The following is a 14,937-nucleotide window of genomic DNA, read 5'->3' on the forward strand; positions in this document are numbered from 1 at the left end:
CGCAGTTTTCGCTGTCGTGCGCTTCCCTAAACCGGGCCTTCGATGGCCTGATTGAAGAAGGAACGGAGAGAATGGATCTTAGTGATCTGATTCAGCCAGGGGCGATTATCCCTGCGCTGAAAGCCAGCTCCAAAAAGCAGCTTTTGCAGATATTGTCTGAGAAGGCTGCGGAACTGACCGGTCTCCCTGAGCGTGAAGTTTTCGAAACAATTCTCCAGCGTGAACGCCTCGGTTCCACCGGGGTTGGCAATGGCGTAGCCATTCCGCACGGCAAGCTGGCAAGCATTGATAAGATTGCAGGAATTTTTGCGCGCCTTGAAACTCCAGTGGATTTTGAAGCACTGGACGATCAGCCCGTCGATCTCGTCTTCCTGCTTCTGGCGCCGGAAAATGCTGGCGCAGATCACTTGAAAGCCCTGTCACGCATCGCCCGCATGCTGCGCGATGCCGATACAGTAGCAAAGCTGCGCGGAACGCATGACGCGCAGGCACTTTATTCATTCCTGACATCACAGCCAGCGTCCAACGCTGCCTGAGTTCAAATGGTGTCTCGTAAACAAACCGCCGTTCTTCCTGAACGGCGGTTTTTGTTTGTCGTGATATCGTTGCGGGTCAGGATTTTGTCCCTCATTCTGTCGATTTCCAAGAAGATACGATGGCGATAAGCCTCTGACATTCAAGGTCGTGAATTCGATGAGAGGTATTTTGTGATTTTTCCCAGAACAATAGCAGTTGCAGCAATTTCACTGTTCCTGATTTCCGGTTCAGCCTTTGCTGGAGCGGCGCCAACAAATATGTCGCGCATAGTAAAGTCAGCGACTTCTGATCAGTGCAGACAAGTAGCCGAGATCCTTTGCCGGAATTACAAGAAAAAGAGCGAAAAATGGTATCAATGGTGCCTGCGCGAACAATACGGCAATTGCATGCACCAGAACCCGCCAAGATGATCGTTTGAAGCAGGATCGCAATACCGGCCCACATTGTGTTGTGGGCCGGTATCGTCTGAACGACTTAGTGCAGCATGACAGTGCGCAGTTCGTGTTCATGTGCGCCCTGCAATGCAGTGGCGCGGACGTCTGAAAGCACAATCGGCTCGCCGCTTGCGCCAAACAGCGCCCAGAGATCAAGGCCTGGCGCAATTGGGGGGAGGGCAGGGAAGGTGCGGGTAAGATCATCAGAACGAATCTTGCGCACGTAAGCCACTTCACCTTCACCCAGATGAGCGAATTCATGTTCGGTGAGAATGTGTCTGTTCATCATCGTAGCCTCCATTCTAGCGGCATATCATTTGCGATCATGGCGCTTAAGAGCTTAATAATTCACTATAGCGGCTTTAGCCTGAACCCAGCCTGAACCGGTTTCATTCTTTCACTGCTATATTTATACGTTTGATTAGGCGTTCTGGTTCAGGTCGATCGAGATCAATAGCAAGCAAGCCATTTTTCAGTTCGCAACCCACCACCCGCATGCCATCGGCCAGAACGAAGACGCGTTGAAACTGACGGGCCGCGATGCCACGGTGCAGAAACTCGCGTTCGGTATCGTCTGTCTGGCGTCCTCGGATGACAAGCTGATTGTCTTCCGTCATGACTTCAAGATCGTCGCTGGCAAATCCTGCAACAGCCAGCGTAATACGCAGGCGTTCAGAACCGGTCTCGCCGCGCAGACGCTCGATATTATAAGGCGGGTATCCATCGCCGGATTTGGCAATCCGTTCCAGCGTCTTTTCCATTGTATCGAATCCGAGCAATAGCGGGCTCGAAAACGGTGTCATTCTTGTCATTGCATCAGTCCTTATCGAAGCGACCGTCATGGAAAGCACCCTTTCGGCGTGTCTTTCACTTAACTGATATGGCTTGTGAAAAGCGCGACTTCAAGGGCCGAAATCGGATTCATGTCGTTGCATGCTAAAACTGATGTCCCGTGGACAAAAGCCGTAAACATATGTGGAAAATTTGGCGTGTCGTGAGCGTTGAAACGAAATGCGGTCACTCGTTTCATAAACTTGCCAGTGGTCCTTTTAATTCCGACATTTGTCCAACGCCTGTGGCCGAGGGATGCAAATATCGGAATCAAACCACTAGCGACGCGCTTCGCTCAGCGCATTGCCAAAGGCTGCAGCAAAATTTTCGCGATCATCGGGATTGAGAAAGCCACCAACCAGAACGCTGTTTTCACGGCTTTCCACGCGCATCGTTGTGATGCCGATATCCGGCTTTCTGGCAACATTGAACCTGGTCCAGAAAGGGTTGAACAGATGGGTTGTGATTTTACCGGAGGCTTCATATTTGCGAATTTGTAGTGCCGAGCGGGAAACGGATATCTCTTCGCGCGCCCGCGCCGCCCGGTAATTCCATCGGAAAGCCAGGTAGACAAGCAGCACATCGAGGCCAAAAAAGCCAAAAATGGGCCATGCGCCGATCGACAGGAACAGGATGCCGACAAAAAGCCAGCAGCTGATCAAGGCGCCCATGAGAATGTAAAAGCCGTTCCGTCCGAGCGAACGATAAGGCGTTAGCAAGGCTTCAAATATCGGGGTATCAAACCGGTCTGGGGTGGCGCCATCCGGATGGTGCATGCAAAATTCCCTCCGGGCTGCGTCAAGCTGTGAACTGTTTTCCGAAGATGAGGGCAATTATAGAGAGAAAATGGAAAACGACAAAATCAAATCGCCCGTGAACGTTCCTGTTGCGACACCTGCCCGTCGTCCGCGCCGGGTGCCTGGCACACTTTATACGGCTGATGAGATCCACGAGATTTTTCGCCGTTTTTCCGTTTTGCGCCCGGAGCCCAAAGGCGAGCTTGAGCATGTGAACGCATTTACACTGCTGGTGGCTGTCGTTTTGTCAGCACAGGCAACAGATGCGGGTGTGAACAAGGCAACGCGCGGGCTGTTTGCGATTGCCGATACGCCGCAAAAGATGCTGACACTGGGTGAGGAAACTGTCGGCAATTATATCCGCACCATTGGTCTTTGGCGCAATAAAGCCAAGAACGTCATTCTTCTGTCGGAAGCGCTTATTCGTGATCATAACGGCGAAGTTCCGAATGATCGCAACGAGCTGATAAAATTGCCGGGCGTCGGGCGCAAGACTGCCAATGTGGTGCTTAGCATGGCTTTCGGTCATTCGACGATGGCAGTGGATACCCACGTGCTGCGCATTGGCAATCGCATTGGTCTGGCGCAAGGCAAGACACCTGATGCGGTGGAAGATATTCTCATGCGGGTTATTCCGACTGAATATTTGTTCCATGCACATCACTGGCTGATCCTTCACGGGCGCTATACCTGCAAGGCCCGCAAGCCGGAATGCGAGAAATGCGTGATTGCGGATATCTGCAAATTCCCCGGCAAGACTTGCGATGTGCCTGCGGCGCTCATTCCGTTACCGCCGCAGTTTTAAGATCTCTCGCTGAGATATGGCCTTATGCAGATGGATCATCATTGCGGCCGCAAAGAGCGGTGTCAGCAGATTGACAATCGGAATTGCCATGAAGCCGGCAATCGGCAGTCCAGCAAGAAATACCGTCACACCATATTGCGAGCGAAGTGCCTTGGCCTCACGCTCTGATCTGTGGCGCATGGCGGCAAATTCAAAGAATTCCCGACCAAGCAGATAGGCGTTGATCACGAAAAAGGCGATCAGGTTGATGCCCGGAATGAACAGCAGAACCAGTGCCACGATATTGCCGAGAATGACCACGCTGAGGAACTTGAGCGAAACAATCACAGAGCGTCCAAGCGGCAGGGGGGTGCCAGCAGGCTCTCCCGGATAGTCTTCGCGTTCGACAACATCGGCGACGTCATCAAGGAAAATACCGGCGACGAGCGCTGTTACTGGTGCAATCATCAATGCGAGAACAAGTGCAAGCCCAAGGCCCGCCACAATGGCTGCAGCGATACCGAGCCAACCTGCCCATTCAGGCATTCCGGGCAGCAATTGTTCCATCCAGGGCCAGGCGAACATAAAAAATATTTGCCGTATCGCAGCCCACAGCCCGACGAGAAGCAAAAGCGTCAAGCCCAGCGTTTTCCATAAAACAGAACGAAATTCTGGCGTTGGAAGGCGCCTAAGTGCCTTTAACGCAGCATCAATGATCATTTTGGGTCCATTCTCCGCACTTTCATGCGATCAAAATAGGAAGGCGCCTGAACATGCACAAGACACTTAGCCCACAAGTGGCAGTACTGTCGGACTAGCCAAAAACTTTTCAAACGGCTAAACCGACCCCACATAAATGCCACTGGTGGACTGAAGTTGACATTTGAAACGCAACAGCATGAACGCTGTCTCAAACGTCAAATTGAAAAATCCGCCAGATCGATAAATTTATTGGTGGTCTGCTTCCGACATGTGCTCGGCTCCCGCATCTGAGGGATGCAAATGTCAAAAGCTGACCACCAGCTCGTTGCCACAATGCTTCACTCGAAGATGGGCAGCAGATAAAAAGGGGAGCTCCAGACCAGCTCATGGCTACATTCGACGTTCTTTGCATTGGCAACGCCATTGTCGATATTATCTCGCGCACTGAAGATGCATTTCTCGAAGCCAATGGCATCATAAAAGGTGCTATGAACCTGATCGATGGTGACCGGGCAGAACTGCTCTATAGCCGCATCAAGGGACAGGTCACCGAAATGTCCGGTGGCAGCGCAGGCAATACGGCTGCAGGCGTCGCAAGCCTCGGTGGGCGTTCCGCTTATTTCGGCAAGGTCGCAACCGACCATCTCGGCCGGGTATTTGCCCATGACATTCGTGCCCAGGGCGTGGCCTTTGATACACGTGCTTTGGAAAAAGGTTCGCCAACTGCGCGTTCGATGATTTTCGTCACAGCGGACGGCGAACGTTCGATGAACACCTATCTTGGTGCCTGTATTGAGCTCGGGCCGGAAGACGTTGAGACCTCCAAGGTTGCTGATGCCCGCGTCATCTATTTTGAAGGCTATCTGTGGGATCCGCCACGCGCCAAGGAAGCCATCGTTCTGGCTTCCAAAATTGCGCATGATCATGGCCGCCAGGTGGCTATGACCTTGTCCGACCCGTTCTGCGTAGATCGTTATCGCGACGAGTTTCTGGATCTGATGCGCAAGCGAACCGTCGATATCGTCTTTGCTAACGAAGACGAGGCAAAGTCGCTTTACCAGACCAAATCGCTTGATGAAGCCGTGGAAGCCATCCGCAAGGATTGCCCTCTCGCAATCATCACGCGTTCGGAAAAAGGCGCAATCGTTATCACAGCCGATCAGACGCTGCATGTACCAGCGATTGAGATTGAAGAACTGGTCGACACCACCGGGGCTGGCGATCTTTATGCTGCCGGTTTCCTCTATGGCTACACCAAAGATCGTTCGCTCGAGGATTGCGCACGTCTGGGATCGCTTGCCGCAGGCATGATTATCCAGCAGATGGGTCCGCGTCCGCTTGTTGATCTTCAGGCTGTCGCTAGCCAGGCCAAACTCATCTAGAGCGTTTCTGGATTAAGTTGAATCATTGGAAATGTTCCGAGGAAATGTTCTGACTATTTGTCTTCTCTGACAATCCGGTCGCGCTTGAGTTCTTCTTCTGTGCGGCCGGGACGGCTTTTATAAACCGGCAGATTCCAGCCAAAGTGGAGCGCACCGCCGCGCACGATGAATGCGGTCAGCGCCGCCGCAATGGCTGCGAATATCGGATCAAGGCCAAAGCGTTCCAGCACCACATAAAGACATGCGCCCGCGAGTGCTGCCGAAACATAGATTTCCCGGCGCATCAGAACGGATGGTTCTCCCGCCACCATATCGCGCAAAATGCCGCCAAGCGTGGCGGTGAAAATCCCGGTCACAATTGCAACTGAAGGCCCGAAGCCAAGCGCTAGCCCCTTGGCAGCGCCCACGACCGTATAGGCCGACATACCAATCGCATCACACCACAGCAAAAGCCGATAGCGCGATTCCACCAGATGGGCAGTGAAATAGACGATGACAGCGGCTGATGTGCCTGCCAGCAGGTAAAAAGGCTGAATGACCCAGAAGACGGGCGCGCCCAACACCAGGTCGCGCATCGTGCCGCCACCAATGCCTGTAATATTGGCGAGGAAAATGAAGCCGATAATGTCAAGCTGGCGACGTGATGCGGCAAGAGCACCGGTGGCAGCGAAGACGAAAACACCTGCAAAATTTGCAAAATCAAAGATCGTCACGCGCAGGCCTCCCAACTGATATTTTGTCGATATTCCAACGGATAAGGACAAAAAGAAAGAGCGGCGAGATATCTCGCCGCTCTTTGTTGAATACGTCCGCGATTATTGAGTGCGCGAATTAAGCATCACCCTCAGGTGCAGTTTCAGCAGCAACCTTCGGGCCGCCCTTGGAAACGCCAACCATGGCTGGACGCAATACGCGGTCACCGATGGCAAATCCTGCCTGCATAACCTGTACAACCGTATTGGCCGGTAGTTCTGGGTTTGGCACTTCAAAAATAGCCTGATGGAAGTTCGGATCGAATCTTTCACCTTCAGGATTAAGCTTGGTTACGCCATGACGTTCCAAAGCCTGCAGCATGGCACGTTCGGTCATTTCCACGCCCTCAGCCAGTGACTTGAGGTTGGCATCGGTTTCCAGCGCATCGGCAGGAATAGCGTCGTGCGCACGGCTCAGATTGTCGGAGACCGACAGCATATCGCGAGCGAAATTGGTCACAGCATAGGTGCGTGCGTCCTGTACATCGCGCTGGGTACGCTTACGCAGGTTTTCCATCTCGGCAACGAGACGCAGCATCTGGTCCTTGAGTTCAGCATTGTCGGCTTCAAGCGCTGCAATCGTATTTGCAGCCAAACTATCGGCATCAACGGCTTCCTCTTCGGCTTCAGCGCGTGCCTCAGCCTTGCGGCTTTTCAGAAAATCATCGGCAGCACGCTTCAGCGCATCACGATCACGAGGATTGTTGATATCGCGCTGCTCAAGATCGGGATTCTGGGTTGGGTTTTTTTCATCAGCCATAATGCTTCTTCCGTCTTGAATAGTGTTTGGGCCGGATATCGAGTTTCGCGGCATTAAAATCAAGGTCTAATTTCTTAGCCTTGGCAAGTCTGGCACTGCATATCAGCATTTCCAGCAAAAGTGCGAAGCGGTTTTGCGTTGGATAGTACGCTAAAACAAATAGATAAAGCGGCTCCAACGATTCAGTCTTAACAGGAACCGCTCTGGTGAATTGAATTTAACGTTTGAATCCCGACTGACATACATGCTGTTTCAAACATCAAACTCGAAAAAATCCGCTAGCGCAGCAATCGGGATACGATCTGAGCCGTGTAATCGACCATCGGTACGATGCGTGCATAATTGAGCCGCGTCGGGCCGATCACACCAAGAGCACCAATAACCCGCTGCTCGCTGTCACGATAGGGCGCTACAACAAGTGAAGATCCTGAGAGGGAGAACAGCTTGTTTTCGGAGCCAATGAAAATTCGCACCCCAGAGCCCGATTCAGCAAGATCCAGCAGCTGGATCATACCGTCCTTGGTTTCAAGATCATCGAAGAGATGACGCAGGCGTTCAATATCTTCCTGTGCATGAATATTTTCAAGCAGATTGGCGCGTCCGCGTACGATAAGCCGCGCTGGCTGGTCGGCCCCTGCGCCACTCCATACGGCAAGCCCCTGTGCCACCAGTTCCTGTGAGAGCTGATCAAGCTCTTGCCTGGTTTCTTCAGACAGCTTTTCGAGTTCCGATTTTGCTTCCGACAGCGTATGCCCATGGATATGGGCATTGAGAAAGTTCGATGTCTCCACGAGCTGCGAGGCGGAAATGCCGGCAGGCAGATTGATGACGCGGTTTTCAACATCGCCATTCTGCATCACAAGGACAGCAAGCGCTCGTGTCGGTTCAAGGCGCACAAATTCGATGTGTTTAAGCGCACCTTCCGCTTTGGTGGCGAGCACAAGACCTGCGCCGCGCGAAAGCCCCGACAAAACCTGACTGGCTTCGGTCAGAACGCTTTCGACAGAATTGCTGGTGCCTGCGGAGCGCACTTGCGCTTCAATGGATGAGCGTTCATCGGGTGGCAGGTCGCCCACTTCCATGAAAGCATCTACAAAAAAACGCAGACCAATCTGCGTTGGTAACCGCCCGGCAGAGATGTGTGGTGCATAGATGAGGCCCAACTGTTCCAGATCGCTCATCACATTGCGAATGGTGGCCGGAGAAAGACTGTGCGGCAGCAGACGCGACAGATTGCGTGAGCCGACCGGGTCGCCATCATTGAGGTAGCTATCGACGATCAGCCGAAAAATATCACGCGACCGCTGGTCGAGCGCACTAAGCAGCTGATGTTCCGGTGATTTGATCATTGTCTCAATGCGCGCCTGTTGAATTGCATGTGTTAGATATAAGACTGCTACCGAAGGCGTCAAAGGCTTTGCGCCTATAATGACAGGTGTCTTAACACCTCTCTTGGGTGATCTTGCGAAATTCCTTTCCATTCTTGTGCGACAGGCCTAAAAAGCCGCAACGAAAAACGAATTGAGGAATTACCATGCGTCCATCCAAGCGCGCCGTCGATGAAATGCGCGCCGTGTCTTTTGAGCGCGGCGTTTCCAAACATGCTGAGGGCTCTTGCCTCGTGAAGTTTGGCGACACCCATGTTCTGTGTACGGCAAGTCTTGAGGAAAAGGTCCCGGGCTGGATGCGTAACAGCGGCAAGGGCTGGGTTACGGCCGAATACGGTATGCTTCCACGCTCGACGGGCGACCGTATGCGCCGTGAAGCCGCGAGCGGCAAGCAGGGCGGTCGCACGCAGGAAATCCAGCGTCTGATCGGGCGTTCGTTGCGTGCTGTTGTTGATCTGCAGGCGCTTGGCGAATTCCAGATCACGGTTGACTGCGACGTCATTCAGGCCGATGGCGGCACGCGCACTGCAGCCATCACAGGTGGCTGGGTTGCACTGCATGATTGCCTTCGCTGGATGGAAGCGCGTCAGATGATCCGCATCGAGAAGGTTCTCAAAGATCATATTGCAGCTATTTCCTGCGGCATTTATGAAGGTGAGCCTGTGCTCGATCTCGATTATGCAGAGGATTCGGCGGCTCAAACCGACAGCAATTTCGTCATGACCGGACAGGGCGGCATCGTCGAAATTCAGGGCACGGCTGAAGGCGCACCGTTCTCGGAAGAAGAGTTCGCATCGCTTATGAAGCTTGCACGTGGTGGTGTTAACCAGCTCGTCGAGTTGCAGAAGGCAGCCATTGCTTAATTAAAGCATGGATTTCCGGGGGCTTCAGCGCGCCGTCGGAAATTCATCAGTTGAGACCGCAAAATGATCATGAAGCTGTTATAGGCCCATGATCATTTATCTCTGTTGAAGCGAAGGGCTATAAACATGCAGCCGAGACAGATACTTGAAACGGCGCTTTATGTGAGGGACGTTGAGGAGGCGGTACGGTTTTACCGCGATACTCTCGGAATGAAACTTGTTCATCCCAACAGCTCGCGCAGTGCGTTTTTTCATTGCGGCAACGGTGTTTTGATTTTGTTTAATGCGGAACTCACCCGGCTTTCCCACGAGGGTGATCCATTGCCCGTTCCGACCCATGGTGCAAGCGGTGAAGGTCACACGTGTTTCACAGCCACACACGACGAAATGGATGACTGGCGCAAGCATCTTGAAAAGCGTGGTGTTGCCATCGAGGCTGATTTCGAATGGCCAAACGGCGCACGTTCGATCTATTTTCGCGATCCTTCAGGGAATTCGCTGGAGTTTGCCGAACCGAAACTTTGGGGTAAAGCATAATCCCGAAAAGTGGGGACTGGTTCTTGGACTGGACCATTTGTTAGCAAAGTAGGACTGAAATGAGAGCACTCGAAAAAGGCAAACTGATCGTCGCATCGCACAATGCGGGCAAGCTCAGAGAATTTGATGGGCTGATCGCCCCGTTTGGCTTTGAGATCAGTTCTGTTGCAGCTCTCGGTCTGCCTGAGCCGGAAGAAACGGGCACGACTTTCGAGGAAAACGCTTACATCAAGGCGTTGGCTGCGGCAAAGGCCACCGGCCTGCCATCGCTTTCCGACGACTCTGGCATGGCTGTGGACGCGCTTGATGGCGCGCCCGGCGTTTACACGGCCGATTGGGCCGAGACAGAAGACGGTACCCGCGATTTTGATATGGCGATGCAAAAGGTCGAAGATCTTTTGCAGGAAAAGGGTGCAACCACACCCGATAAGCGCAAAGCACGCTTCGTATCTGTCATCTGCCTTGCATGGCCGGATGGTGAAGCACAATATTATCGTGGTGAAGTGGAAGGCACGCTGATCTGGCCGCCGCGCGGCAATATCGGCTTCGGTTATGATCCGGTTTTCAAGCCAGACGGCTATGAGAAAACCTTTGGTGAAATGACTGCCGATGAAAAACACGGCTGGAAGCCTGGTGATGCATCGGCGCTTTCGCACCGTGCGCGCGCTTTCAAGCTTTTCGCTGAAAAGGCACTCGATGTTGTTTCGGACCCTGCTGAATGAACCATCATTTTTCACCATCTGATGCTCAAGCGAATATTCTGCCGATTGCACGCGCGGATGGGGAAACTGCGTTTGGTGTTTATGTGCATTGGCCGTTTTGTCTGGCCAAATGCCCCTATTGCGACTTCAACAGTCATGTGCGCCATCAGCCGGTTGATCAGCTGCGCTTTGCGCAAGCCTTTAACCGTGAGATGGACACGTTGCGTGAGAGAACCGGTCCACGCACCATCACCAGTATCTTTTTGGGCGGAGGCACGCCGTCGCTGATGCAGCCTTCGACGGTCGGCAGTCTGCTCGACGGCATTGCATCGCGCTGGTCGGTCGCACCTGATATCGAAGTGACACTTGAAGCCAATCCGACAAGCGTGGAAGCAGAGCGTTTTCGCGGATATCGTGCAGCCGGCGTCAATCGCGTGTCGCTCGGTATTCAGGCCTTGAACGATCCCGATCTGCGCCGTCTTGGCCGCATGCATTCGGTTGAGGAGGCGAAGGCCGCAATCCGACTGGCTCGCGAGATTTTCCCGCGTCTCTCCTTCGATCTCATTTATGCGCGCCCAAACCAGACGATTGAAGCATGGCGTGAAGAACTGAAAGAAGCCATTGATCTGGCGGCCGATCATCTGTCGCTCTACCAGCTGACGATTGAGGAAGGAACGCAGTTCTATAATCTGTGGAAGGCCGGCAAACTGACCACTCCTGACCCGGATCACGCTGCGGCTCTCTATGAGGAAACGCAGAAGATCACGGCTGAGTGCGGTCTTCCGGCTTACGAAATTTCGAACCATGCCGTGCCCGGACGTGAATCGCAGCATAATCTGGTTTACTGGCGCTATGGGCAATATGTCGGGATTGGGCCCGGCGCGCATGGCCGTTTCGTGGAGAATGGCGCTCGCACTGTAACGATTACGGAAAAGCATCCGGAAACATGGCTCGAAAAGGTCGAGCAGCGTGGCCATGGCATCAATGAAGAAGAATATCTCAAAGGTGATCAGGAAGGCGATGAATTCCTGATGATGGGCCTGAGACTGCGTGAAGGCATTGATCTTGATCGCTATCGCCGTCTGACGGGACACGATATCGACAGACAGCGGCTTGCGAGACTGGTTGCATCCGGCATGATCGAGCCCCTGGGTGGCAATTTCATCCGCGCGACCCCAGATGGTGCTTTGGTGCTTGATGCGCTGTTGGCTGATCTTGCGGCGTAAATACAGGCCTGCATAAGGATACGGAATGACCGAATTATATGACGATGTGAAGCGCGAATTTGTTGTGGGGGGCACCGCTCAGCGTGCCCGACCGATTGAATCTGCGCTCTATATCGTCTCGACCCCCATCGGCAATCTTGGCGACATGACCTTGCGCGGACTGGAAACGCTTGCGAGCGCTGACATTGTGGCCTGTGAAGACACCCGCGTTACCCGTGTGTTGCTGGATCGCTATGGTATTGTGCGTCGTCCGATCAGCTATCATGAGCATAATGCCAATGAAGCGGGTCCGAAGCTGATTGCGGCCTTGCAGGCTGGCAAGAGTGTTGCGCTTGTATCAGATGCCGGAACGCCACTCGTCTCCGATCCGGGTTTTCGGCTGGTTGGTGAAGCGCGTGATGCGGGTATCCGGGTTGTGCCAATTCCTGGTGCATCGGCGCTTCTTGCTGCACTTGCGGCTTCAGGGCTACCAACCGATGCTTTCATGTTTTGCGGATTTCTACCGGTCAAGCATGGCCAGAAAACATCAAAGCTTGAGAGCCTGAAGAACATAGATGCAACGCTTGTATTCTATGAATCGCCCAATCGTGCGGCAGCAACGCTTGCCGATATGGCAGACGTTTTTGGCGATGCGCGTGAGGCTGCTCTCTGCCGCGAGTTGACCAAGGCTTATGAAACCATTGTCACTTCCACTCTGGGTGAGCTGAAACAGCAATTCGATGGCGAAGATCGCATTCGCGGCGAGGTCGTGCTGCTGGTTGGTCCGCCTTCAGGTGAAGGTGTGCCGCAAAGCGAAGAAGACATTGATAAGCTGCTTCTGTCACTTTCACAGGAACTGCCACCGTCCAAAGCCGCAGGCGAAGCAGCCCGCATGACCGGTGGTCAGAAGTCGGTGCTTTATCAGCGTTTGATGCAGTTGAAGGCACAAGGCTGATGAGTGAATTCCGCGAGAAAAAGCGCGTTGCTTTCTTTCGCGGACACAGCGCCGAGCGTCTGGCCGCTTTCGCGCTTATGCTTAAAGGCTTTCGCATCGTTGCGCGCCGGTATCGCACGCGGCTTGGCGAAATCGATCTTATTGCCCGACGCGGACATCTCGTTCTTATTGTTGAAGTCAAAGCGCGTATCAGCGTTGAAGCGGCGCAACTGGCTGTCACGCCGCAGGCCATGCGCCGCATCGAGGACGCCGCAGATATGTGGCTGCAACGCCAGCCGGATTACGCAAAACTGTCGCTGCGGTTTGACCTTGTGGCTGTCCTGCCACGTCGCTGGCCTAAACATGTACCCGCCTTTTTCACATCGGGCAATTATAGCTAGCTGATTGATAATCCTACAAAAATTATGGGATATAATTTGAGGCAAACAGGAATTAAAATCCTCAAAATGCCTTTCTTGAGAAAAAGTGATGCTCCGCGTGATTTGCCCGCGCAAGCCCGTTTCTTATAAAATTTCACCAGTCCGGGAATAATAGCGGCTATCTGAAAAAGGATGGTCTCGTGTCCCAATCGCAAACGCGTCTTCTTGCTGATTTTCCTGTCTTCTTCCGTGTTTCGGAAGAGGTGGTCGTGATTGTTGGCGGTGGCGAGGAAGCGCTCAACAAAGCGCGTCTCGTGGCGCAGACCTCTGCTCGCTTGCGCATTATTGCGGAGGATGCAGAAGCGGCTCTTGTTGCTTTCATTGAAAACCATGGTGCGGAGCACGTAGAAGAAGCTTTTGAGCCTCGGCATCTTGTGGGTGCAAAGCTGGTTTTTGTCGCAACCGGCAATGAGGAACAGGATCGCGCGATTGCAGCATCCGTCAAAACGCAGAGAATCCCGGTCAATGTCGTGGATCGTCCCGCACTTTGTGATTTCCTGACGCCAGCCATTGTTAATCGCGCACCGATTGCAATCGCAATTGGCACCGAAGGCTCGGCTCCTGTTCTGGCGCAGATGGTGCGTGCACGTATCGATGCTGCCTTCTCGCCCCGTCTTGGTGAATTGGCGCACTATGCCGAGAGCTGGCGCCCACTGGTCGAAAAGCTTTTGCCAAAGGGTCTGGCACGTCGCAGCTTCTGGCGTGGTTTCTTTTCCGGCTCTGTTGCTCGCGCTGTTGAAAATGGCGACCGCGAGGAGGCGTACAAAGCTGCAAATGAATTAATTGGACAAAGAGAACATGGCGCCGGTTATGTCTGGTTGGTTGGCGCTGGACCGGGTGCGGAAGACTTGCTGACATTGCGCGCGCATCGCGTTTTAATGGAAGCCGATGTCATTGTGCATGATGCATTGGTTCCGGAAGGCGTAATCGCCATGGGGCGTCGCGATGCTGAACGCCTTGCCGTGGGTAAACGCAAGGGTTGTCATTCCAAGAGCCAGAACGAGATCAATGATCTGCTCGTGAGCCTCGGACGTGAGGGCAAGCGTGTGGTGCGTCTTAAGGCTGGCGATCCACTGGTCTTTGGTCGTGCAGGTGAGGAAATGGCTGCATTGCGTGCCGCTGGTATCGGTTTTGAAATTGTGCCGGGCATTACGTCGGCTTTTGCTGCTGCAGCCGATATGGAGTTGCCGCTGACATTGCGCGGTGTCGCTTCCTCGCTGGTGTTCACCACCGGTCACGACATGGCTGGAGATGTGCTTCCCGGCTGGGCCAGGCTTGCAGTTTCCGGTGCAACAATCGCCGTCTACATGGGATCAAGCGTTGCAGCATCGGTCGCAAGCCGTCTCATCTCTGCGGGTCTGCATGAAGATACTGCGGTAGCTGTGATTGAGAATGCCAGCCGCAAAGATAAGCGGCTGTTCCATGGAACATTGAAAGACCTGCCTGTTCTTGAAGACAGAAAAGAGTTGTCCGGTCCGGTCATGGTTATCATCGGCGACGCCGTTGCAGGTGCCGCTATCGACAAGGCGCAAGCATTGGCGCGCAAGCCAATCCCCGTAGCCGCTTAAGTTCAAGGAGTTTGGAAATGGTTGTAAAAGTTCTCACCGCAAACCGGCTCATCGATGGACAGGCTGTGTGGCTCGGCGCAGACGGATCGTGGCAGGAAACCATTGATGGTGCGCTCGTTGCCCGTCATGCTGAGGCGGTCAGCGCTCTTGAAGAGGCGGGTAAGATCGCAGCCAAAGCCAATCTGGTTGTCGATGTGAATGTCATCGATGTCGAAGAGCGTGACGAAGGGCTTTATCCCATTCGCCTGCGCGAGCGCATTAGGCTTTCTGGCCCCACCATCATTACGCTTGGTCAACCAACGTTGAAGCAGGCCTCCTGATC

18 protein-coding genes are annotated in these 14,937 nt (G+C 53.6%); 11 read left to right on the forward strand and 7 right to left on the reverse strand.

The window, feature by feature from the left end:
- The first annotated feature begins 71 nt into the window (after positions 1-71).
- The gene (gene ptsN, locus CEV32_RS19530; RefSeq protein ID WP_024898162.1) at positions 72-536 is read left to right on the forward strand and encodes a PTS IIA-like nitrogen regulatory protein PtsN; all 465 of its coding nucleotides are present in this window, start codon (positions 72-74) and stop codon (positions 534-536) included.
- A gap of 475 nt (positions 537-1,011) precedes the next feature.
- On the opposite strand, the gene CEV32_RS19535 is transcribed toward ptsN, so the two are convergent.
- From CEV32_RS19535 to CEV32_RS19545, 3 genes are all read right to left on the reverse strand, one after another.
- Entirely contained in the window at positions 1,012-1,272 is a 261-nt protein-coding gene (locus tag CEV32_RS19535; protein WP_374883134.1) for a BQ00720 family protein, read from the reverse strand.
- 88 nt (positions 1,273-1,360) lie between these two features.
- The gene (locus CEV32_RS19540; RefSeq protein WP_094579179.1) at positions 1,361-1,783 is read right to left on the reverse strand and encodes an Hsp20 family protein; all 423 of its coding nucleotides are present in this window, start codon (positions 1,781-1,783) and stop codon (positions 1,361-1,363) included.
- Between the two features lie 297 nt (positions 1,784-2,080).
- Entirely contained in the window at positions 2,081-2,578 is a 498-nt protein-coding gene (locus tag CEV32_RS19545; protein ID WP_094578763.1) for a DUF2244 domain-containing protein, read from the reverse strand.
- Positions 2,579-2,648: 70 nt separating this feature from the next.
- On the opposite strand from CEV32_RS19545, the gene nth reads away from it, so the two are divergent.
- Positions 2,649-3,404 carry an endonuclease III gene (nth, locus tag CEV32_RS19550; protein WP_094579180.1) on the forward strand — a complete coding sequence of 252 codons (756 nt, stop codon included), beginning with the start codon at positions 2,649-2,651 and terminating at the stop codon, positions 3,402-3,404.
- On the opposite strand, the gene CEV32_RS19555 is transcribed toward nth, so the two are convergent.
- Positions 3,387-4,103 (reverse strand): sulfate transporter family protein, encoded by a 717-nt coding sequence (locus CEV32_RS19555; protein WP_094578764.1) that lies wholly within the window; start codon positions 4,101-4,103, stop codon positions 3,387-3,389. The genes nth and CEV32_RS19555 overlap by 18 nt on opposite strands.
- A 368-nt stretch (positions 4,104-4,471) precedes the next feature.
- On the opposite strand from CEV32_RS19555, the gene CEV32_RS19560 reads away from it, so the two are divergent.
- On the forward strand, positions 4,472-5,467 hold the full coding sequence (locus CEV32_RS19560; protein ID WP_094578765.1) for an adenosine kinase: 996 nt from the start codon (positions 4,472-4,474) through the stop codon (positions 5,465-5,467).
- Between the two features lie 53 nt (positions 5,468-5,520).
- On the opposite strand, the gene CEV32_RS19565 is transcribed toward CEV32_RS19560, so the two are convergent.
- The 3 genes from CEV32_RS19565 to hrcA all read right to left on the reverse strand — a co-directional run bounded on the left by CEV32_RS19565 (position 5,521) and on the right by hrcA (position 8,328).
- The gene (locus CEV32_RS19565) at positions 5,521-6,180 is read right to left on the reverse strand and encodes a trimeric intracellular cation channel family protein (protein ID WP_094579181.1); all 660 of its coding nucleotides are present in this window, start codon (positions 6,178-6,180) and stop codon (positions 5,521-5,523) included.
- Between the two features lie 118 nt (positions 6,181-6,298).
- Positions 6,299-6,979, reverse strand: coding sequence for a nucleotide exchange factor GrpE (gene grpE / locus CEV32_RS19570; RefSeq protein ID WP_094578766.1), 681 nt, complete (start codon positions 6,977-6,979; stop codon positions 6,299-6,301).
- 278 nt (positions 6,980-7,257) lie between these two features.
- Positions 7,258-8,328: a heat-inducible transcriptional repressor HrcA gene (hrcA, locus tag CEV32_RS19580; RefSeq protein WP_094578768.1), complete on the reverse strand. Its 1,071-nt coding sequence runs from the start codon at positions 8,326-8,328 to the stop codon at positions 7,258-7,260.
- Between the two features lie 185 nt (positions 8,329-8,513).
- On the opposite strand from hrcA, the gene rph reads away from it, so the two are divergent.
- The 8 genes from rph (at position 8,514) to CEV32_RS19620 (ending at position 14,935) form a co-directional block, all read left to right on the forward strand.
- A complete protein-coding gene (rph, locus tag CEV32_RS19585) occupies positions 8,514-9,230 on the forward strand; it encodes a ribonuclease PH (RefSeq protein ID WP_094578769.1) in 717 nt (238 codons plus the stop codon).
- Positions 9,231-9,356: 126 nt separating this feature from the next.
- Positions 9,357-9,767, forward strand: a complete 411-nt coding sequence (locus tag CEV32_RS19590) for a VOC family protein (protein ID WP_094578770.1) — start codon at positions 9,357-9,359, stop codon at positions 9,765-9,767.
- Between the two features lie 59 nt (positions 9,768-9,826).
- Entirely contained in the window at positions 9,827-10,489 is a 663-nt protein-coding gene (gene rdgB, locus CEV32_RS19595; protein WP_094578771.1) for an RdgB/HAM1 family non-canonical purine NTP pyrophosphatase, read from the forward strand.
- Complete coding sequence (gene hemW, locus CEV32_RS19600) at positions 10,486-11,694, forward strand: radical SAM family heme chaperone HemW (RefSeq protein WP_094578772.1); 1,209 nt, start codon at positions 10,486-10,488, stop codon at positions 11,692-11,694. Before rdgB ends, hemW begins: the two co-directional genes overlap by 4 nt.
- A 25-nt stretch (positions 11,695-11,719) precedes the next feature.
- The gene (rsmI, locus tag CEV32_RS19605; RefSeq protein ID WP_094578773.1) at positions 11,720-12,628 is read left to right on the forward strand and encodes a 16S rRNA (cytidine(1402)-2'-O)-methyltransferase; all 909 of its coding nucleotides are present in this window, start codon (positions 11,720-11,722) and stop codon (positions 12,626-12,628) included.
- Entirely contained in the window at positions 12,628-13,008 is a 381-nt protein-coding gene (locus tag CEV32_RS19610) for a YraN family protein (protein WP_094578774.1), read from the forward strand. The genes rsmI and CEV32_RS19610 overlap by 1 nt, the downstream gene beginning before the upstream one ends.
- Positions 13,009-13,187: 179 nt before the next feature.
- Positions 13,188-14,615 (forward strand): siroheme synthase CysG, encoded by a 1,428-nt coding sequence (cysG, locus tag CEV32_RS19615; protein WP_094578775.1) that lies wholly within the window; start codon positions 13,188-13,190, stop codon positions 14,613-14,615.
- 17 nt (positions 14,616-14,632) lie between these two features.
- Positions 14,633-14,935 carry a DUF2849 domain-containing protein gene (locus CEV32_RS19620; RefSeq protein WP_094578776.1) on the forward strand — a complete coding sequence of 101 codons (303 nt, stop codon included), beginning with the start codon at positions 14,633-14,635 and terminating at the stop codon, positions 14,933-14,935.
- The last annotated feature ends 2 nt before the right edge of the window (positions 14,936-14,937 follow it).

Source organism: Brucella rhizosphaerae (genome assembly GCF_002252475.1).
Taxonomy (GTDB): domain Bacteria; phylum Pseudomonadota; class Alphaproteobacteria; order Rhizobiales; family Rhizobiaceae; genus Brucella; species Brucella rhizosphaerae.